The organism is Thermofilum sp. (genome assembly GCF_038871435.1).
Taxonomy (GTDB): Archaea; Thermoproteota; Thermoprotei; order Thermofilales; family Thermofilaceae; genus Thermofilum; species Thermofilum adornatum.
The window spans coordinates 200,100-219,994 of sequence record NZ_JAVZIC010000002.1 but is presented as its reverse complement, the minus strand read 5'-3'; the positions used below and the strand labels follow the sequence as shown (position 1 = coordinate 219,994).

Annotated in this window: 22 protein-coding genes; 12 read left to right on the top strand and 10 right to left on the bottom strand. The window is 46.7% G+C overall.

Going from position 1 to position 19,895, the window contains the following annotated elements; genetic code table 11:
- Positions 1-62 precede the first annotated feature (62 nt).
- Genes QXT17_RS03605 through QXT17_RS03595 form a run of 3 tightly spaced genes read left to right on the top strand, consistent with a single transcriptional unit; the run spans position 63 to position 2,606 of the window.
- Positions 63-1,037 (top strand): ABC transporter ATP-binding protein, encoded by a 975-nt coding sequence (locus QXT17_RS03605; protein WP_342814439.1) that lies wholly within the window; start codon positions 63-65, stop codon positions 1,035-1,037.
- Positions 1,024-1,833, top strand: a complete 810-nt coding sequence (locus QXT17_RS03600) for an ABC transporter permease (RefSeq protein ID WP_020963101.1) — start codon at positions 1,024-1,026, stop codon at positions 1,831-1,833. The genes QXT17_RS03605 and QXT17_RS03600 overlap by 14 nt, the downstream gene beginning before the upstream one ends.
- Positions 1,830-2,606, top strand: coding sequence for an ABC transporter permease (locus QXT17_RS03595; RefSeq protein ID WP_020963102.1), 777 nt, complete (start codon positions 1,830-1,832; stop codon positions 2,604-2,606). The genes QXT17_RS03600 and QXT17_RS03595 overlap by 4 nt, the downstream gene beginning before the upstream one ends.
- A gap of 5 nt (positions 2,607-2,611) precedes the next feature.
- Here QXT17_RS03595 and QXT17_RS03590 read toward each other — a convergent pair whose 3' ends face one another.
- A complete protein-coding gene (locus tag QXT17_RS03590; protein ID WP_342783352.1) occupies positions 2,612-3,658 on the bottom strand; it encodes a radical SAM protein in 1,047 nt (348 codons plus the stop codon).
- Between the two features lie 108 nt (positions 3,659-3,766).
- On the opposite strand from QXT17_RS03590, the gene QXT17_RS03585 reads away from it, so the two are divergent.
- From QXT17_RS03585 to QXT17_RS03565, 5 genes are all read left to right on the top strand, one after another.
- Positions 3,767-6,238: a M1 family aminopeptidase gene (locus tag QXT17_RS03585; protein ID WP_052886630.1), complete on the top strand. Its 2,472-nt coding sequence runs from the start codon at positions 3,767-3,769 to the stop codon at positions 6,236-6,238.
- Positions 6,239-6,298: 60 nt separating this feature from the next.
- Complete coding sequence (locus QXT17_RS03580) at positions 6,299-6,598, top strand: transcriptional regulator (protein WP_020963105.1); 300 nt, start codon at positions 6,299-6,301, stop codon at positions 6,596-6,598.
- A gap of 95 nt (positions 6,599-6,693) precedes the next feature.
- Positions 6,694-7,665, top strand: a complete 972-nt coding sequence (locus tag QXT17_RS03575) for an aldo/keto reductase (protein WP_052886631.1) — start codon at positions 6,694-6,696, stop codon at positions 7,663-7,665.
- Between the two features lie 178 nt (positions 7,666-7,843).
- On the top strand, positions 7,844-9,175 hold the full coding sequence (rbcL, locus tag QXT17_RS03570; protein ID WP_052886632.1) for a type III ribulose-bisphosphate carboxylase: 1,332 nt from the start codon (positions 7,844-7,846) through the stop codon (positions 9,173-9,175).
- Positions 9,176-9,397: 222 nt separating this feature from the next.
- Positions 9,398-10,225, top strand: coding sequence for a zinc ribbon domain-containing protein (locus QXT17_RS03565; RefSeq protein WP_052886633.1), 828 nt, complete (start codon positions 9,398-9,400; stop codon positions 10,223-10,225).
- 56 nt (positions 10,226-10,281) lie between these two features.
- On the opposite strand, the gene QXT17_RS03560 is transcribed toward QXT17_RS03565, so the two are convergent.
- From QXT17_RS03560 to QXT17_RS03550, 3 genes are all read right to left on the bottom strand, one after another.
- Complete coding sequence (locus QXT17_RS03560) at positions 10,282-11,835, bottom strand: radical SAM protein (protein ID WP_052887325.1); 1,554 nt, start codon at positions 11,833-11,835, stop codon at positions 10,282-10,284.
- A 13-nt stretch (positions 11,836-11,848) separates the two neighbouring features.
- Positions 11,849-12,115, bottom strand: coding sequence for a hypothetical protein (locus QXT17_RS03555; RefSeq protein ID WP_052886634.1), 267 nt, complete (start codon positions 12,113-12,115; stop codon positions 11,849-11,851).
- A 99-nt stretch (positions 12,116-12,214) separates the two neighbouring features.
- Entirely contained in the window at positions 12,215-13,264 is a 1,050-nt protein-coding gene (locus QXT17_RS03550) for an iron-containing alcohol dehydrogenase (RefSeq protein WP_052886635.1), read from the bottom strand.
- A gap of 227 nt (positions 13,265-13,491) precedes the next feature.
- Here QXT17_RS03550 and QXT17_RS03545 point away from each other — a divergent pair, with 227 nt between their 5' ends.
- Entirely contained in the window at positions 13,492-14,289 is a 798-nt protein-coding gene (locus QXT17_RS03545; protein WP_052886636.1) for a carbon-nitrogen hydrolase family protein, read from the top strand.
- 145 nt (positions 14,290-14,434) lie between these two features.
- On the opposite strand, the gene QXT17_RS10055 is transcribed toward QXT17_RS03545, so the two are convergent.
- Both QXT17_RS10055 and QXT17_RS03540 read right to left on the bottom strand, forming a co-directional pair.
- Complete coding sequence (locus tag QXT17_RS10055; protein ID WP_052886637.1) at positions 14,435-14,623, bottom strand: division/cell wall cluster transcriptional repressor MraZ; 189 nt, start codon at positions 14,621-14,623, stop codon at positions 14,435-14,437.
- A 79-nt stretch (positions 14,624-14,702) separates the two neighbouring features.
- Entirely contained in the window at positions 14,703-15,407 is a 705-nt protein-coding gene (locus tag QXT17_RS03540) for an HAD family hydrolase (protein ID WP_052886638.1), read from the bottom strand.
- A gap of 124 nt (positions 15,408-15,531) precedes the next feature.
- Here QXT17_RS03540 and QXT17_RS03535 point away from each other — a divergent pair, with 124 nt between their 5' ends.
- Both QXT17_RS03535 and QXT17_RS03530 read left to right on the top strand, forming a co-directional pair.
- The gene (locus tag QXT17_RS03535) at positions 15,532-16,152 is read left to right on the top strand and encodes a class I SAM-dependent methyltransferase (protein WP_342814440.1); all 621 of its coding nucleotides are present in this window, start codon (positions 15,532-15,534) and stop codon (positions 16,150-16,152) included.
- Between the two features lie 33 nt (positions 16,153-16,185).
- Complete coding sequence (locus tag QXT17_RS03530; RefSeq protein WP_187148181.1) at positions 16,186-16,410, top strand: AbrB/MazE/SpoVT family DNA-binding domain-containing protein; 225 nt, start codon at positions 16,186-16,188, stop codon at positions 16,408-16,410.
- Between the two features lie 229 nt (positions 16,411-16,639).
- Here the strand turns inward: QXT17_RS03530 and QXT17_RS03525 are convergent, their stop codons facing one another.
- The 3 genes from QXT17_RS03525 to QXT17_RS03515 all read right to left on the bottom strand — a co-directional run bounded on the left by QXT17_RS03525 (position 16,640) and on the right by QXT17_RS03515 (position 17,928).
- A complete protein-coding gene (locus QXT17_RS03525) occupies positions 16,640-16,996 on the bottom strand; it encodes a type II toxin-antitoxin system VapC family toxin (protein WP_052886641.1) in 357 nt (118 codons plus the stop codon).
- Positions 16,993-17,220 (bottom strand): antitoxin VapB family protein, encoded by a 228-nt coding sequence (locus QXT17_RS03520; RefSeq protein ID WP_020963119.1) that lies wholly within the window; start codon positions 17,218-17,220, stop codon positions 16,993-16,995. The genes QXT17_RS03525 and QXT17_RS03520 overlap by 4 nt, the downstream gene beginning before the upstream one ends.
- Positions 17,221-17,424: 204 nt before the next feature.
- Positions 17,425-17,928 (bottom strand): hypothetical protein, encoded by a 504-nt coding sequence (locus QXT17_RS03515; protein ID WP_052886642.1) that lies wholly within the window; start codon positions 17,926-17,928, stop codon positions 17,425-17,427.
- 107 nt (positions 17,929-18,035) lie between these two features.
- On the opposite strand from QXT17_RS03515, the gene QXT17_RS03510 reads away from it, so the two are divergent.
- Positions 18,036-19,310, top strand: coding sequence for an SPASM domain-containing protein (locus QXT17_RS03510; protein WP_052886643.1), 1,275 nt, complete (start codon positions 18,036-18,038; stop codon positions 19,308-19,310).
- A gap of 41 nt (positions 19,311-19,351) precedes the next feature.
- Here QXT17_RS03510 and QXT17_RS03505 read toward each other — a convergent pair whose 3' ends face one another.
- Complete coding sequence (locus QXT17_RS03505; protein ID WP_020963122.1) at positions 19,352-19,741, bottom strand: CopG family ribbon-helix-helix protein; 390 nt, start codon at positions 19,739-19,741, stop codon at positions 19,352-19,354.
- Positions 19,742-19,895 lie beyond the last annotated feature (154 nt).

Below are 19,895 nucleotides of genomic sequence, written 5' to 3'. Positions count from 1 at the left end.
AGCTCTTTAGAAATTTCTGAAGACATCTTATTAACAAAAACCTAATATTTTGATAGAGCATTATGTTGTATGAAATCATTATGGGAAGCGTAGCCGTGAAGATAAAAGATTTCGTGAAAACTTTTGGTCAAACCGTTGCAGTCGATGGCTTAAACCTAGAAATATACGAGGGCGAAATTTTCGGCCTCCTAGGGCCAAACGGGTCCGGGAAAACTACCACACTTTTAACGACGGCAACTATATACAAGCCTACTTCTGGCGATATCTATGTCCACGGATATTCTGTCTCTAGGCAGGGAGACATAGTTAGGAGGTATGTCGGCATAGCCTTCCAGGAGCCGAAAGCACTCTGGATAGACAACCCCTACGAGCTCCTTATCTGGCACGCGAGGGTTGTTGGATATTCTTCGTCTGAGGCAAAACAAGTGGTTAGAGACGTTATGGAGCAGCTGGACCTCTGGGAGCACAGGAAAAAACAGTTCTACCAGCTTAGCGGGGGGACCAGGAAGAAGCTAGAAATAGCCAAGGTGCTTATCCAAAGACCAAAGGTAGCAATCTTCGACGAGCCAACAGCACAGGTAGACGTCTTGACGAAGCACAAGTTATGGGACGTTATTAGGGGTCTGAAGGCTGAAGGCACAACAATAATTGTAGCAACTAACGATATGTTCGAGGCGGAGAGGATCTGTGAAAGGATAGGGATAATCTACAAGGGGAAGCTCAGGGCTCTTGGAACTATTTCCGAGCTCAAAGACATGGTTCCCCAAGGCGACGTGATAGAGATAGCCTTCGATGGCCCAGAAGAGCAGGTCAAAAAGATAATTTCCACCTTCCCCGAAATCGGCCACTTTACCATAGCCGACCACAAGGCAAGAATGTTCCTAAACAAAGGCGAGGAAAAAGCCGTAAGCATCGTTCAAGCACTTGCAAGTTCAGGAATAAAGGTGAGAAAGATAATGATACAGGAGCCTACGCTGGACGATGTGTTCTTCTACTTCACTGGGGCCAGGCTGAGGGAGGAGCATGGGGCTGCGTGAAGACCTGAACTCGTTCTATATGCTTGTCCTGTGGGATCTCTCACAAATGAAGCGGAGAACAGTCTTCGTAGTCATGCGTATCTCGTGGTTCGTACTCCAAGTGACAATATTTGGTCTGGCAATGAACGCGATGGTAAGGTTCAGGGGCATGGTCGCCCAGGGAATAGACTATTATCACTTCTACCTGTTTGGCGTGTATGCCTCTATGCTCTTCAGCATTAGTGTCTCGAAGGCATACGACGTTGCAGAGGAGTTCGAAGAGGGTATGATAGAGTATCTTCTCAGCCTACCAATCAAGAGAAAGGTTCTAGCTCTTGGTCGGTCAGTTGGGGGAGGGCTAGCTGCTTTCCTATTCACTGTACCAATGCTCCTCGTGATATTCGTGTTGCTCGGGAGCTTTGAACCACTAGCCATGCTGATATCTATTCTTGCCGCGCTCGTGTTCTCTGTGGGCGTGACTGGCTTCGTTATATCTGTAGTCTTATCGCTAAAATCAAGCGACACCACCGATATATTCTTCGGCGTTTTGGATGCACTAATCATAAGGCTTAGCACTGTTTTTTACCCTGCAGTTATCATTGCAAAGATAGCGCCATACTACTATGCTTCACTAGTCAACCCCGTATCTCACTTCGTCGACCTGCTTAGAACACTCTTTTTCTTCGAAGAATTCAAGACAATAGCAGTAGCCGACCCCTACCTCATGATGGCGTACCTATTTGGATTCGCCGCTGGGGTAGCAAGCCTGGCAATATACATTGTTGAGAGGAGAGTAGAGGGGGGTGGCTGGAAATGAAGAGTCTAGAAGTTAGGGAGGCACTCCTCATCACATTAAGGGACCTCAACAGATTCTGGAAATACAAGTTCTGGCTAGGCGCACAAATAGCGATGAACCTAGCAGACATAGTCATTTTTGCCGTGATATTCAACAACCTCGTAAACAGACAGTACATCCCGGACTACGTAAAGTTCCTGGCCACGGGCATCCTAGCCCTATCTACCTTCGCGTCTGCCTTCTCGATCGGCAGAGAGGTAGGCATAGAGATAAGAAGAGAATTCACCCACTACTTGCTGAGCCTCCCACTGTCGAGGACAGCCCTAGTATTTGGACGCATAATGAGTGGAACCCTTCGCGGGCTTATTTATCAAGCATCATTCATTATCCTGGCAATGCTAGTAGTAGGCATGCCAACACTCGAAGGCTTCTTACTTGTCCTTGCAACATCAACCCTGCTTTCTGCCTCTATGTCTAGCCTAGCGATAGCAATATCAACTTCGACACGCGACTTTAATCTCCAGGCCACTTTCAGGTCGCTGACGTACTATATCCTATTTTTCTTCTCTAACGTGTTCTACCCAGAAGAAGTTCTAAAGCAACGCTTCCCATCCTTCCTGTTAGCCTTCATAAAGGTTTCACCCGTATCGCTGGCATCAGACATATACAGGTGGGCTTTCCACTACTACACATCCATAGACATACAGTTCGAGGCTCTACTACTCACAGCATGGACAACAATAACATTGCTATTGGCCTCCCTTCTCTACATGCGGAATCTAACGAAAATGTAATTTCCCTACATTAACCTTAACCACTTCTTTTCGGGGATATATTCTCCCTTTATGGGGACAGGGTAACCACAGTATTTACACTTCCATTCATTGTCCCTTTTCTCAAGCTTCCAGTCTACAACCCTATAGTTGTTCCTCACTATGACGGGTCTGCCACATTTTGGACAATACGTTGTCTCGTAGCGTGGGTTATGTAGGTTTCCAACGTATACGTATCTTAGTCCGCTCTTTTTTGCCTCTTCGGCTATTTCAAGGAGCTTTGAAATGGGCGTCGGGGGCTTTCTCCAAGCATAGGCAGGGAAATACCTATTAATGTGTAGGGGTGTGTCCACGCCAAGCAGGGTGACATGCTTTTCGATTATCCACCTATAACAATCCTCATAGTCGTTTGTGTTAGTGACTACCAGATAGACTATTTCTACGTATCCACCTCTCTCCTTTATTGTCTTGGCATTCCTAAATGGAACATAGAAATCAATATTTCCAAGGGGTTTCTGCATTCCCTTGCAGCCTTTTATGCTTATGCTCCAGCCATCTATGCCGGCTCTAAGCAACGCGTCGAGAGCCTTCTCAGTAAAATAACCATTAGTCACAAGCATGAAGTACAATCCTCTTTTAGAAGCATGCTCTGCCACGTCTACAAGAAAGTCGAAGTTCACAGCCGGCTCATTGAAGCTTGCAGAGAGCCCCTCATCTCCTTCCCGGACAGCCAGCTCGACAAGTTTCTCTGGCGAGAAAACGGGCTGTGATATGTCTGGCATCCGAAAGCTAAGGTGGTAGTTCTGGCACCAGGGACAGTGAAAATTACAACCATAGCTCGAGAAAGTCAGGGCCGTAGAGTTAGGCCAATAGTGGAACAACGGCTTCAGCTCTATTGGTCTACTTTCAAGGGCACTAAGCCGCCCATATCCCAAGTGGAAAAGCTCGCCCCCAACATTTACATAGTTACCGCACGCCCCTTTTGCACCAGGCCGTATGAGGCACCTTCGCTCACACACGAGGCATTGAACCCTGCCGTCCTCTAGAAGGGACCACAGCCTAGCCTTTTTCATCTATACGAGAATAATGAACGAAGCTTTTTATCATTTTGTGGGGTATAGGTCAGCGTAGCATAATCCGATACATAAATAAAGAAGCAATAGTAAAAATAAAGGATAACTGTGGTCTCAGTAAAAACAGGCAGGGGTTTCGCCTACCCCGAATATGAACCATTCTATCCGCCCGAGCCTCCCTACGAGCTACTCAGAGTAAAGGCTGAAATAGACGTTGACTTAGCATCTAGGTCAATTGAGGGCAAAGCTCTGAACGTCTTAAAGTGTACAGGTGCCTGTGAAAAGATCGTCTTCCACGCGGTAGACATGAAGATAGAGGAAGTCAGAATCAACGGTAAACAGGCTTCCTACACGTATACCGGTAAAGAACTAGAAATATACCCCGAAAAGGCTACAAGTGGAGACATACTGGAGGTACAAACAAGCTACAAAACAGTCGAGCCCAGGGCTGGGGTCTGGTTTATCCCCACAGATAAGGGTAAGCCCTACCTAGCATATACCCAAGGACAGCCAGAAGACACGAGGTTCTGGCTTCCCACTTATGATTTCCCCAACAGAAAGACAGTCGTAGAACTGGTTATCAGGGCTCCCAAGGGGCTAAAGGCTCTAAGCAATGGAAAGCTAATCGAGCATGCAATTGAGGGAGAAAAGGAGAAGTGGGTCTATAGGCTTGACTCTAAGATACCTACCTATCTCATCGCATTCGCTGTGGGGGACTTCTATGTAAAAGAGGAGGAGTACAGCGGCGTCCTTCTCCAATACGCTGTGCCCAAGGGAAGGGAAGCAGACATCGAGAGAAGCTTCTCGCAGACAAAAGACATGATAAGGCTCTTTGAAGAATACACGGGCGTAAAATACCCCTACCCCAAGTATAGCCAAGTATGTGTTGACGACTTTGTGGCGGGGGGAATGGAAAACGCGTCCATAACGATTCTGACAAGTGCAACGCTACACGACGAGAAGGCGCACATAGACTTTAGGAGCGAGCCACTAGTATCACATGAGCTGGCACACCAGTGGTTCGGGGACCTGGTAACATGTAAAGACTGGAGCCACCTGTGGCTGAACGAGGGCTTCGCTACTTTGATGGAAGCCATATGGCGGAGACACGAGCTCGGAAAAGACGAGTTTGTCTACGATCTCATAGGCATGATGGACTCTTATCTTGCTGAGTACGGGAGATACGCCAGGCCCATAGTTACACGTGTATACAAGTATCCCGACGAGATGTTTGACTCGCACAGCTACCCCAAGGCTGCCCTAGTCCTCTGGTCCCTAGCTAGCATAATTGGTGAGGAAAACTTCCGTAAAGGTGTAAAGAGGTACCTAGAGGCAAAGCGTGAACAAAACGCTGAAACAGAAGAGTTCCGGAGATTCATGGAGGAAGCTTCAGGTCTCAAGCTGGACTGGTTCTTCGAGCAATACGTTTACAATGCAGGGCACCCCTCCTTAAAGGTATCCTACAAATGGGACGACAAACAGAAAATACTGGAACTAAAGATTACACAGACACAGGGAGAAGACTCTTTGCCAAAATACAGGCTTCCACTCGAGCTTGTCATTCTAGGGCAAGACTACAAAGAAGAGAGAAAATTTTTGATAGACGAAAAACAGTACACGTTAAACCTTCAATTGCCCTCAAAGCCCAAAGCGGTGTGTATAGACCCAGAATTCAAAATCCTCAAAGCCCTCTCACTAGACCTCCCACCAGAAGAGCTCCTCGCCATAATAGGCTCCTGCCCATACCTTTACCCGAGAGTTATAGCGGCTAGGGAGCTATCCAAGAAAGCCTCATCTGTCCACATCGATGAATTGGCAAAAATACTTCTCGCAGAAGAAGAGTTCTGGGGGCTCAGAAGCGAGGTAGCCCAGACCATTGGCTCAATAGGCGGGCAAAAAGCAAGAGACACGCTTCTGAACGCTTTAAGCCACGTAAAGCATCCACGGGTCAGGAGAGCCATAGTCAGGGCACTAGCAAACTTCAAGGAGAAACCCGTCGCTGATACACTATCAAAGATCCTCCTCGACGAAAACGAGAGCTACTATGTAAGGGCAGAAGCAGCCGCAGGTCTAGGCAAAATAGGGTTAAAGGAATACGTGGACGTCCTAGCCAGAGCACTAGAAACAAAGTCCCACAACCACGTAATTGCGGCAACTTCTCTCGATAGCATAGCCCTCCTCTTAGGAGACGAAGCCCTCGCAACAGTCGAGAAATACCTATCGCCAGACACGCCCATGCCACTCAGACGGGCAGCAATCGCCTCGCTCGGCTACATGACGCCCACTCAGAGGGTCATCTCTTTGCTCGAAGAAGCCTCGAAGAGCAGGCACCCACACGTAAAGCTAGCAGTTGTCTCAGCTTGTACTAGGATGCTGTCTCCAAAAGTGATGCCCATACTCGAGAAACTCCAGCAAGACGTTTCTGGAAGGGTAGCAAGGAACGCAAGGGACGCGCTCGAACAAGTCCGCAAGCATGTTGAGAAGGGAGAGGAGTACAGGAAGCTCAGAGAAGAAATAGACAAGCTCAAGGAGGAAGAGAGAAGGCTAAGCGAGAGGATAGAAAGGCTCGAAAAGAAATAGAACCCTATCTGGACAAATAATTTATATATAACCACTAAAGGATATTTCTTGGCTGATCACATGAATAAAGACCAACTTATAGGTTGGGTTCTAGCAATCGCCTCCATAATAGTCATAGTCCTGTATGGATGGCTCGTCTTCTTCACACAATGGTCACTCTTTCTCCTACAGCTAACAGGATTCATAGCTATTGCCGGTGTCTTCGGCATACTTGCATGGATCGGCTATACATTAGCCACGACGCCTCCTCCGAAGCCGATAGAGGAAATTGAAAAAGAGATAGAGGAAGAACTAAAGAAGCTTGAACAAGAAGCACAGCAACAGCAACAACAGCCCCAGCAAGGCGCAACCACGAGCTAAGCAAAAATACTTTATACTCCATATTTAGGCTAAGAATTTTCTTGTGCCACGGCTTTCGATAATGTTTTTAATGTAGACATATTTTTAGATAGCGTATGGAGTATACATATCTCGGCAAAACAAAAGAAAAGATTTCTAGGATTGGTCTCGGCGGCTGGCAATTCAGCGAAGCCTGGGGCTTGACAGACTACGAGAAAGCAAAGACGGTTATCGGCGAAGCATATAGACAAGGCATTAATTTCTTTGACACGGCGATGGTTTACGGGAACGGCAGGAGCGAGAGCTTCCTTGGCAGAGCAATGAAAGAGCTTGGCATAAAGAGAGACGAGGTAATAATAACGACCAAGATACCTGCAGAGTTTCTGAACCCAATAGACATCCATAAGGCTATCGAGCACTCCCTAAAGCTCCTAGGAACAAGCTATGTTGACGGTCTACTAGTCCACTGGCCTCCAGCCTGGCACAACTATCCAACCAGAGTTTATGCAAGGGAGCTCGAAAAGCTTGTAAACGCTGGTCTCGTGAGATACCTGGGTCTAAGCAATTACCCCGTAGAGCTTGTAGAGAGCTTCAGGTCGTCTCTAGCGAGAAGCGACATAGAAATTTTCCAGTACAGGTACAATCTAGCTGAGAGATGGGCAGACGTCGAGATAGTCCCCTACGCGGAAAAACACTCGATAACCATGCAGGCATGGAGCCCAATAGCTAAGGGCGCACTTACAGGGAAATACACCCCCGAAAATCTGCCAAAGTTTACGGATGTAAGGTCAAGGGAAGCCGTCTTCCACCCAGACAACTTCAAAGACGTATGGGGCCTAGTCCAACTAATAAACAGGATTGCCGCTAAGTACTCAAAGTCCCCAGTCCAGGTAGCTCTTAACTGGCTGGTCTCAAGTAGCCCCGTCGTCGTCCCAATACCTGGGGCAAAGTCCCCAGAACAAGTCCAAGAGCTAGCTGGAAGCGTTGGCTGGAGACTAAGCCACGAAGACTGGCAACAAATAGATGAAGCAAGCAGGAAAATACAGATCTCATACTCGGTTTACTACTTGGAATCAAACCCCATTTAAAAACCCAATAAAAACAGGGATTCTTTTTTCTTCTTTCCAACCTACTTAGAATCTTAGCTGAGTGGAATAGGCACAGGTGTGCGTTGTATCATGTGCTTAGATATAGGCTTCCCTTTCACTTCCAAAGATTTTATGGATAAACTTGAAATAGCAGTAAAAAGCACTTATCTCGATAAATATGCCAGAAGAGTTTGAGCCCTATCATACATATGTGGCTAAGAATTATTCTCCTGACCTAAAACAGGAAGTCGTTGTCACTTTTAGAGTTACTCCAGCGGAGGGCTTCACGATAGAGGATGCCGCGGGCGGCATAGCTGCAGAGAGTAGTGTAGGCACGTGGACAACGCTATACGAATGGTATGACAGAAACAGGCTCGAAAGGCTCAAGGGCAAGGCATACTTCTTTGAAAGCCTTGGAGACGGCTCCTACATTGTAAGGGTAGCTTACCCGGTAGAGCTCTTCGAGGAAGGTAACATGCCCGCTTTTCTTGCATCTGTCGCTGGAAACATCTTTGGAATGAGAAGGGTGAAATCCCTAAGGGTCGAGGACATATACATGCCTGAACAATTCCTAAAGCACTTTAAGGGTCCGAATCAGGGTATCCAAGGTGTAAGGGAAAGACTAAAAATTTATGATAGGCCCATAGTCGGCACAGTTCCAAAACCAAAGGAAGGCTACACAGCAGAAGAAGTGGGGAAACTGGCCTACGAGATACTTGTAGGAGGCATGGACTTCATAAAGGACGACGAGAACCTTGCGAGCCCGAGCTTCTGCAGGTTCGAGGCGAGGGCAAACGCCATAATGAAGGCAATCGACATGGCGGAAAAGGAAACAGGCGAAAAAAAGACGTGGCTCGCAAACATAACTGCAGACGTGCGGGAAATGGAGAAAAGGCTAAAGCTAATCGCAGACCTAGGTAACCCCCACATAATGGTAGACGTCGTCATAGCTGGGTGGTCTGCCTTAACCTATATAAGGGACCTTGCAGAAGAACACAAACTGGCCATACACGGGCACCGAGCATTCCACGCGGCATTCACGAGAAACCCGTACCACGGCATATCCATGTTCACCCTTGCAAAGCTCTATCGCGTAATAGGAATAGACCAGCTACACGTAGGCACACCGGAAGTTGGAAAGCTAGAGGCTAAAGCAATAGACGTCATTAGGAACGCAAGAGTACTGCGAGACCCCGTATACAGGCCAGACGTCGAAGACAGCATCCATCTAGCCCAGCCCCTGACAATGTTCAAGCCCGCATTCCCAGTGGCCAGCGGTGGACTACACCCCGGAACGCTTCCAGCAGTGATAAAGGCTATGGGCATGGACATAGTCATACAGGTCGGGGGCGGAACATTGGGCCACCCCGACGGGCCACGTGCAGGTGCAGCAGCTGTAAGACAGGCAATAGAAGCATACATGACTGGTGTAACCCTAGAGGAATACGCTAAGACCCACAGGGAGCTTGCAAGGGCCCTAGAAAAGTGGGGCACAGTTGTCCCTGTCTAACCCCTCGTGCTAGTTTCCTCCTCGTTGCCTAAAATAGGTGCCATGGGGGACTTAAGCTATTCTTTTATGTTGTGTCTCCAGTATAACATTTGAAACGCTTAGCTCCCCTTGGCTAAATTTCAATTTAACAAAGGCGTAAAAATATCCTATACAAGTATTGGCACAAAGAATACGCCTATAACTCTTAGAAGTCTTTTTATTTTACGTATCCAAAAAATTGTTATGGGCGGAGCTCAAAAGGAGAAGGCTCCACAAGAAGATAATCTAGAGTCCTACCTCGAGAGGCTTCGAAAGGCAGAGAATGAAACCGGTCTCTTGTTTATACTGCTGGTTTTCCTAGTTTTGCCTGTGGTTTTTCTAGGCTTTATTGGTGCTCTTTTATACGTGCTCATAATAATTGGTCTTCTTATCCTGATAGGAAAGGAGAGGTCGCCTTGGATTTACCAAGAGACAATAACTGTGAAGAATGCTGGCAGAGAGTGGAGCAAAATAGCCGAGGATGTTCCAAGGCTTTTTCAGAGATACACCCTACAAAATATTGTATGGAACATTTCCGGTAACAAGCTTACCATCAATCTGAATTTAGAAACAAGTGTAATTGAGCATTCTCAATATGGCTCCTATGCAAGAAGCGTGAACTTGGGCCCCTTTACGGTTGAAGCATTCTTTGAGGACAAAAATGGCGACTTGGTCGTACAGATCAGATACCATGGCGAGCCACCAGTGATGAGCGGTAGCATAGCGGCCGAGCAATACGAAAAGATTATCATGGCATTTAGACTCGCCGTAGAAGACGCTTGCGCCCAGCAAACGTCCCAGTCAAAGAACATATCAGACTTCGCCCAGCTGGCTGAGATCCTCGCCTCGAAGGGAATCGTTGTAGCAGAGGTACGGTGCCCCTATTGCGGCGCAAGCATCGAGCTACCAAAGGAGGGAGACACAGTAAAGTGTCCCTACTGTGGAGCTACACTAAAGGTGATCGATGTCTATAAGGTCTTGCTGGAAATATTTAGAGAAGAGGCTAGCCAAGAATCCAGAAAACACAAATAAAAAAGAGACTCAAGATCTCCAATAGGATGTTAGGAACAACGTTCTGCTTTTTGCGACTAAACCCCCGCTACTTTTTGGAGCGGTGTAGCGGCTGTTTTCTTTTCTGTTTTTTCCTTGAGGAAATCCTCTATGAGTGCATCTAGGTTGGCGGTTTTACGCTCGACGTATGATATAAATGTTTGCAGGAAAAACCTTAGGGGGGCATAGCGTAGCCCCTTGAAATAAAACTTTGCAATAATGTCCCTAGCCCAGTACAAGTCATGACGTAGGCATGCCTTCATAACCTCGATGTGTTCACGGGTGAGAGATTCACGCCTAAACTTCTCCATGTTCTTCAAGGCGCCCATGGGGACAAAAAGCATTGGAACAATGAGACTTCTATAGCTCTTCAAGTCGTCGATGAGCTCGGCAGTCTTCAAGACGTCGTCAGGAGTTTCTTCCGGCAAACCAAGGATGAGAGTAGCCGCGGGAACCACATGGTTGTCATGCATGATTGCGAAGGCGTCTTTTACCACTTCGGGCCACTCCTCGGCCCTGTATGGGAGAGCCTTTGCGGGCATAATCTTTTTAGCAAGGTTGACGCTTCCAGTCTCTATTCCCACTTCTACGCCCAGCATCTCCTGTTTTTCTGAAATCATTTCCATGAGCGTCGAGATTAGCTTATAGTTTTCCTCAGAATACTTTATGGCCGAAAGACTCGCATGCGCCCAAGCAATCGTCCCGGGAATCTTTTTTAAAACCTCTTGATGCAGCTTGATTAAGGGCTCTGGGCGTGGTTTCACCCCGTCAGCCATATACAGCAAAACGTCCTCGCTGTGAAGCACAACATTTTTAATGCCAGCTCTCAGGTTAACTTCTATTTCTTGGAGAATCTTTTCTATGGGAATAAATCTAAGCGGTCTGAGCGTCACGCTACAGAACCTGCATCCTCTTGGACAGCCACGCATTATCTCGACAAGGCCATTAACACTTGCACCTTTAATTGTTGGTATCTCCTCGATACTTGGGGCTTCTCGGGGAGATACATATACATATTTTGGTAGCTCTTCGCCCCTAAGAGCCTTTTCCACAAGATCGACTACAACCCTTTCACCCTCACCATCCACAACTGTGTCTATCCCCCACTTCTCCCACGAACCAAGCTCCCACAGCCACTGCCAAGCCGCTGGACCCCCGGCAATAATTTTTACGCCCCTTTTCTTGGCTTCTCTAACAACGGGAGATTCCATAAGTTTTATGAAGCTTCTCCTGTTAACAGGCTCCAGGCCTGTTATAAGCCACCACTCGCTACTCGGCGGGCCGTAGGCAAAGTAGTCGTGATGACTCAACAGCAATACCTTCATTGTGTCCAGATGCTTGCCTAGGTGGTCTGGGTCAACTATGGCCGCGTTGTAGCCCTCGTCCTGTAGCTTGGCCTCTATTTTTCGAAGACCATACGGTGCAATTAAGGGCCTACCTAGCTTGTCAACCTTTGGCTTGGGACAACAAGCCCATAGCCACAACTGCTCTGGTACTCCTATAGCTGGACCCGTAGCCATGAAACCGATAAATTCTTTGCCGTGATGGTCGGTCATCATTGTTCTGTCCGTTGTTAAAACTACCTCGAACATTCCTCTTCCACCCTTAGAGACCAGAGTTTTTACCAAAATCTAATAATTCGTAGCCTGTTACCTGCGACTTAGGGCAACCCAAATAGATTTCAAGACCTATCGAGAAGTTGTTGCCTATAAAATAGGCCAGTTTTCCCAACATTTCGATTCCTCCCTCATCACACAAGTAGATAACTAGGTCTGCAGGGTGATTGCTTGCAATAAACCGCATCAATGATTTGTATACCGTCTTAGGGTCTGCATTGTGGAGACCCTTCAAAACCAGAGTTGCACGATTCATTTTGCTCGCCAGATTTCGATTTTTCTGGAAATCAACTACTGTGATGAAAGAAAAACATAAATATTTAATGCTAGATCCTCAAAGGAAAAACTGCTGAAATCAATAAACAATCTTTGTCTCTCTTAATATCTTCAAGACAAGCTCCTCGTTCAGCCGAACAGCGTCAAGAATCGTAAATCTTTTCCTGAGCTCTCCAGCCCTCAAAACACATTCAACTAGCTTTTCTCGGGACACCCCAAGCTCGCTGGCACTTGTCGGGGCGCCGACCTTTAGTAGAGCCTCCCGTATCTCCCTCCATTCTAGCCCATGCAGATACGCCATAATAATGGTTCCAACCCCGACCTGCTCGCCGTGTAGACTCTTTCTTTCTGGGACAAACTTGTCAAGGGCATGACTGAAGAGATGCTCACTCCCACTGCACGGCCTACTACTCCCAGCGATGGACATAGCCATTCCTGCAAGCAGGCCTGCCTGAACAAGGAGCTCTATGCCCCTCGTGCTCCACCTTGCTATCTCGTCTATCTCGCTTAGCACAATACGTGCCGCAGACTCCGCCATCACAAGTGAGATCTCTGGTATCTCCTCGCCTGCAAGCCTCATGGCTAGCCTTGCATCAGCAACGCTTGTCACTTTTCCAATGATGTCTCCCACGCCGCTCGCCAAGAGGCGCCTAGGAGCCTTGGCTACGATGTCCGTGTCGACGACTACAGCCGTGGGGGGACGTGTAAATATGGATAGGGGATTCCCCTGCGGGTCCTTCAAGGCAACAATTGGGCTTGCAAACCCGTCATGGCTAATAGCAGTCGGAAAGCTCACAAAGAACCTCTTGCTGAGAAACGCGGCATACTTAGCCACGTCTATTGGCCTCCCGCCACCAACGCCAAGAACGAGGCAGGCATTACTACTCTCAATGATACTCTTAGCGGCTTCAACACTGTTACCGTCGGCAGCCTCAGCGAAAACAGTGGAAAAAGCTATTCCTCTCCCGCCAAAAATGTTCTCAAGCTCTCTTCCGAGCATTGACCACAGATTCCTATCAGTAACCACGACGATGTTCGTGCATCCCAGAGACTCTATGATCTCGGGAAGTGAGTCCTTTGCCCCCGGCTTAACGACGATTTTTCCGGGAAGCTCTGCACGGATATCCATAGGAAAAATACCTGTGCAAAGATATAAATCTGTAGCGGGCTCAGTAGCAGGTAGTCCTCATCACTTTTCAGCTCGTCTCTTCGTCAGCACAAGGATATAGACCACCGCATCAATATATTTTTGTTCTCTTCTTTCTGGCTTTTAAACATATACTTGAGATTTGGTATCCGGTGCAAGTCTTGGCTTTATCGCAAAATTTATCCAGAAATCAATAGAATTATCTATTCATGATGCGTGTAGCTCTCCATCAACTAGTTGTTTTTGGAAACAAGGAGGAAAACTTGAGAAAAGTACTGGAAAAGATAGACTCGTTTGACGCGGATCTCCACGTTTTCCCAGAATACCTAATGGGTACAAAGGACGGTAACGTGACTAGGGAGCTTGTCTACAGCTTCGGAGAACCACTTGAAGGGGAATTCGCCTCAAAGATTCTCTCAAAGAGCGAAGAATACGGGGTAGGAGTTGTATTCAGCATGTACCTAAAGGACAACAATGGGGTTAGTAACGCAGCAGTCCTAGCGGTAAACGGAAAAGTCAGTGCAGTCTACAGGAAAATCCACCTCTTCGATGCATACGGCTACAGGGAATCAAACGTCTTCGCGAGGGGAAACGAGGTTGCCACTGCACCTCTTAAAGGCTTCACGATAGGTCTAGCAGTCTGCTTCGACTTAAGGTTCCCAGAACTCTTCAGGGCAATGATGCTAAGAGGAACAAACCTCTTCATAGTCCCCTCAGCGTGGTACAAGGGCCCCCACAAGGTGGACCAGTGGAAATCGCTCACATCCGCTAGGGCACATGAAAATGTAAGCTTCCTCGTAGCCGTAGACCAGACCGGGGACCACTTTGCCGGCCACAGCCTCGTCGCAACACCGATGGGACACATCTTGGTCGACCTCGGCGAAGCAGAGAGAAGCCTCCTAGTAGACATAGACCCAACAGAAGTAAGCCAAGCCAGGGAAAAAATACCCATCGATAAACTTCTTAGACTCGACCTGTATAGAGAGTGGATCAAAGAAGGAAAATAGAAAGTTCGGGGAAAGTGAAATTTGAGACGATTTTGAAATGATTATTCTTGAATTGTAATCTGGGCGCACGCATCGTTTTCTATTCGTGGCATTTAACTCAACTCTACGGTTGCTTCCTTTTCGGCAACCAATTCAGCCTGTTTTCTCAGCTCTTTAAATGACTTGTTAATGCTAAGGGTACCCTCAAGCGCTTCAAATGGATCCGAGAGGGTGGAATTATTTGAAGATGGTCTCCCATATTCACTATAAGGACTTTTTCTCCAATGCCTAAAGATTCTCTTAGCTTTTTTGGCAAGGTTATTCTACCCCTCCTATCAACTTTGACGATGCTCATTTTCCATGTACGCAATTTCAGTGAAGCGTGGAATTTAAAAAACTAGGTGGAGCTTCTAGCGTAGCACTGCAGACGTAGTTTATGAAAGCATGCTTATGGCTTTAGGGACATCTGCTATACTTTTAACGATAGCTATCCTGAGAGGCCTGTTTACGTATGGGTCTTGCTGGTTGCTGTCTATGAGTATTCCTCCAAGTCCGCTGGCAACTGCACCCGCAAGGTCCTCGGCTGGGCTGTCGCCGACATGATATGCCTCAGAGGGCCTGCTCCCAGTAAGTGTTAAAACCTCCCTAAATATGCGTTGCCCGGGCTTTAGGCAGCGTACCTCGTCCGCGTAAACTTGTACCTTGAAGAACTTTGACAGTCCCGCCTTGTCCACTAGTATCCTGGTAACGTAGCCAGGCCAGTAGATAACATTGCTTGTCACTGCAAGTGTAAAGCCGTCATTCTCCAGCCTCTCAAGGGTCTCGATACTGCCTTGGATCAGTAGTTCTTCTCCTCTAACCTTGTTCACGGCAATCGCAAAAGCAGAAAATATGTCGTACCTGGAAATTTGTAGCGAGCCTACTGAAAGAGCTATCCCTATCGAGCTGTCAACGATGCTCTCGTCGTCTATGAGCCCAAGCTTCCGTGCCCTCTTTACCTCCTCGTAGCCACGCTTTATAAAGCCGTAAGCCTCCTCAAAGCTTAAGCCTCTAAGCTTGCCTAGAGCCTCGGCCGCCGCCCTGTAATAAGGGTCTATGTAGAGCAGTGTACCCCACACGTCAAAGGATACAAGTGTCACAGTGTTTTACCTCTAGTACAAACTAATAAAGATATTCTCTCCCGTAAAGAAGGAACGTGTTTCAGGCAGACGCAGAACTATTAAACCCTATAGCCAGCAATAAACCATAGGGGGTAGATGTTTCATGCAGGGAAAAGACCTTCCGAGTTCTTTTGACAGTCTCTCAGAGGAATTACTTCTCTTAGAAAAACTTTCAAAACGATACGGGATCCCCTTAATTAATCGGGAAGACGGAGCTGTCTTATCTGCGTTGGCATACTACGTTAGAACCCTGGGAGGCAAAATATTTGTAGACGCGGGGGCCGGAATAGGCTATTCTACCCTATGGATAATTCACGGCGTGTTCAACTTCGAGCATAATGACAAGGTTTACATTTATGCAGTCGAAAAGAACCCGGCGAGATACAAGGTCTTGGAAGACAACATAGAAAAGATAAGGAAGAATATCCTCTCAGAAAAATCATTCATCGAAGTCAGGACAGTAAACGGAGATGCTGTAGAATTCCTAGATAAGATCGAGCCCTCCCTCGACCTGGTCTTTGTAGACATCGAGAAAAACCAATACAAACAGGTTCTCAGTTTCCTACCTAGAAAGCTAAGCAAAATAGGCATAGGAATATTCCACAACGCGCTAATACCAGGACTCGACAGCGACACGAGAAAATTTCTAGAACAACAGGAACAACTTAGCTACCACGTTGTCCCGACACATCTAGGGCTCCTAATAGTGAAGCGGTTCGACTGAAATCATAAATATTCAATGGCTAAGCTAACACCAATGAAAAATAAGCCGGAGATAGTCATCGTTAGAAAAAGAGGGGTTATTGTAATACCTAAGAATATTAGAGAAGCATTGGGTATAGAGGAAGACGATATTCTTAGAGTGAGCCTGGAGGAGGATAAGATTATTCTGAGCAAGGAGAGCTTCTGGGAGAAACTATTCAATAGTGCTAAAGGCATCTATAGCCCCGACGACGCTGAGCTAGAGCTGGATGCCGACTAGCACACTTGATAACAGTGAGCGTTAGAACATGCTCTCTCCTTACTATAATAATGGTATTCACACACGTAAATCTAGAAGGTATATCTTGATATGAGAAAAGGGGCGTGTTATATGCAATAGTGTTGTTTTAATCTAGGAGCAACAGCTATTAGACGCTGAGGAGTATTTGAGACGGGAGGTAAGATAATTCAGTATGGAGACAAGGCATGCAGTTTTTACTGTGTAAGTTTCATTCTCGTAGTTCCACGCGTAAACCATACTTCTCTAAACGTTCAAAGTGGCGATCCTTCGTTACGAGCACGAGATCATGGGCTATAGCTGTAGCCGCTAGTAGCAGGTCAGCATCAGGCACAAGTTCGCCCTTCCTCCTCAGCTTGGAGTATAGCTTGCAGTAGGCTAGAATCGTGCGGTTGTCGAGGTTCAACATTCCGTAGCTCTCTTCAAGTAGCGACTTCACGCTTTCCCTCTTCTCCTCAGGAACCCCGCGTAGAACCTCGATAAGCGTGATAACTGAGAGCACTCCCTCCTCGAATACTCCTGTCTTCAAGTTGTCCACGAGCACACTGGTGTCGATCAGCCTTTTCATCTCAGCTCAAACCCCTCTCTAAACTCCTTGCTAGACTTCTCTATGTTGTTGAGATCCTCCTCAGTGAGTAATCGTCGTAGCTTCTCAAAAGCCGACCGCGACTTGCTTGATTTAGCCTCCATATACAACTCCAGTAGGAAGTTGCTCCAATCCTTGTTGCCTTTTTCCCTCTCGAGTAACTCTTTTACCTCCCTCAGCACGGAAATTGATGCATATCTGCTCAACTACATCACCATGTTGTTATTGAATTACATCATTATATACCTACCGGATAGAGGCTATCTATTGAATGTCTCTGATTTTCCTTTTCTATTTGCTTTAACTTAGGCCGTTATATGCCTGACAACAAAGTTACTGAACGTAGTTTTTTCCTCTAGAATGTAGACCTGCTTAATGCATGCACTCTCTTAACTTTAAACACATAAATATTAAGGAGGGATACATTTACAGGTTACGAGGATATACTCACGTGTAATCCTCACATCTACGCATGAGAACCTCTCGGGCAAATTTTTCCTAATATCCTCTAATTGCTTAGCATATAGTTCACTGTTCTTTGAACCTATAAATGAGCCCGGAGTCCAGGTTCCACAGATTATGTAGCCATTTCTTCTAGCCAACTTGCATACATCGCTGAATGGAAAACTGTCTCCAGAGATGCTTGTATCCCAAGCAAAACAGATAATGACACTGAATGCCTCGTTACGGAAGGGAAAAAGGTAACCATATATTAGCCTTTCAGCCCTCCAGGAATATCCGAGCATCGAGAAACCTTGTCCTCTCGTAATGATAACATATGTTTCTTCGGGAAGGGTTTCCAATAAGAAGTGTATCACTTCAGGGGAACCAGTAGCAACCACAAGTACTTTGTCTAAGGATTCTTCTTCTCCAAGTTTAGTTACGAGATCCTTGAGCACATCCTTGAGGAGCATTAAATCCCACAACCATGTCTCCCTAAATTAATATTTCTATAGCTTTTTCCTATTATATTCCGGTGGCAAAAAATAAATATTGCATCCGCTTAAGCCCTTAGACCTTTATGAGTCTTCCCGAAGGGCTCCAAATCGAGCCGACCAACAAGTGCAACCTTGCGTGTGTAATGTGTGTCAGGAATACCTGGAGAGGAGAAAAATTCGGACAAATGGATTTTGGCCTCTACCAAAAAATAATAGATGAGACACAGGGTAGCCTAAGGCGCCTAGCACTCTACGGCTTCGGCGAGCCACTAACACATCCAAGATTCCCAGACATGGTTCGCTACGCCAGAGAAGCTTCAGACTCCACCTACATACTTACAGTTACGAACGGAACCCTCATGACCCGCGAAATGACAGAAAAAGTCTTCGGTGCCGGGATAGATGAGATCGCCTTCTCTATCGACGCCCCAGAGCTGGGACTACTTTCCAAGATACGTGTAGGAACAGCTACCTACGACGTTCTCGGAAACCTTACAAGTGCGGCTAAAATAAAGGATGACTATGATGTAAGGCTGGGCATAACAGTTGTACTGATGAAGTGGAACTATAAGTTGCTTCCAGACATCGCCAGGAAGGCTGGAGAGCTTGGCCTAGACTTCCTCGCCGTCTCCCATCTTGTCCCCTACACCGAGGCAATGATGAAGGAAACCGTTTATACGACTGCAAGCAGGCAGGCAGTCGAGTTCTATGAGAAACACGCTGGCGACCTTGAAGAGCTTGCAAAGGAAGCGATTTACGACGTTATGCTCCAACACTATACCCTTACTTCGAGTGGGAAAAAACAGCTATACCTCCAGCTCGTCGACAAGCTTGGGAGTTCTGGCTACTCTCTCAACGTAGATATTTCAAGGGACGCGGTTCAAAGAAAAGAGTTACTCAGCGAGGTGGAGATGTATATTGAGAAAGCCGCAAGCATAGCAAAAGAGTATGGACTAGAGGTAAAGCTTCCAAACGTCTATGCAGATGCAAACAAAAGGTCATGCCCCTACATAGACCTAAACTATGCAATGATACTCTGGAACGGAGACGTGGTTCCATGCATGGATCTAGCCTATACACATCCACTATACACAAACCTCCACCCTAAAACCATCAAGAAGCTCGTTTTTGGCAACGTGGAAAAACAGTCTCTGAGCGATGTGTGGAGCTCATCAAGTTTCAAGTGGTTTCGTGAGACAAGGAAGAACCTTTCAAAAAACGTTCCCTGGTGTGGGGATTGCCAATTCGCTACGAGAGACTGCTGGTACATCCGCGTAAACGAGTACGACTGCTACGGAAACGAGGTTGGATGCAACGAATGCATCTATAGTGCTGGGCTAGCCCACTGCCTAATCTAGAAGCCCACTTTTCTTTTCATGATGTTTTCCTCGAGACAGCGTTATTGGATCGGCACAACTGTATACTGTACTGTGATGACGCCACTTACCTCTCTCAGTTTAGCAAGGAGACTCCTTAACCTTTTACCCTCTCCCTTTACAGCTAAAATCTCAACGCAGAGGTCTTCACCTAGATGCATATGAAGAGAAGCATGAACTTCGGGAAAATCATGTTGGAGATCCGTAACCGCGTAGACAGTCTCACCCCTAGAATGGTCGTAGAGAATTACGATAGAGCCCGCATATTTTTTCTCCTCCTCTAACACGGACACCGAATGGGCCATTATTATGTCTGCTATGAGACGCGACCTGTTATCTATTCTCATCTTTTCGGCCAGCTCCTCCAATGCATTATAAACCTCATCGGGAAGAGTAAGGCTAATTCTACGCACCTAGTACCACGGTAATATTTTGCATGGGAAGTATATTACTCTTGTGGTTTACATGTAGGTTTATCCCAAACTTGCAGTATGTTTTGCATTGGATACCTCCGTACTGGTCTAGGGATTGTGTACCATCAATTGCTTACTAAAAAGATTGAGCATA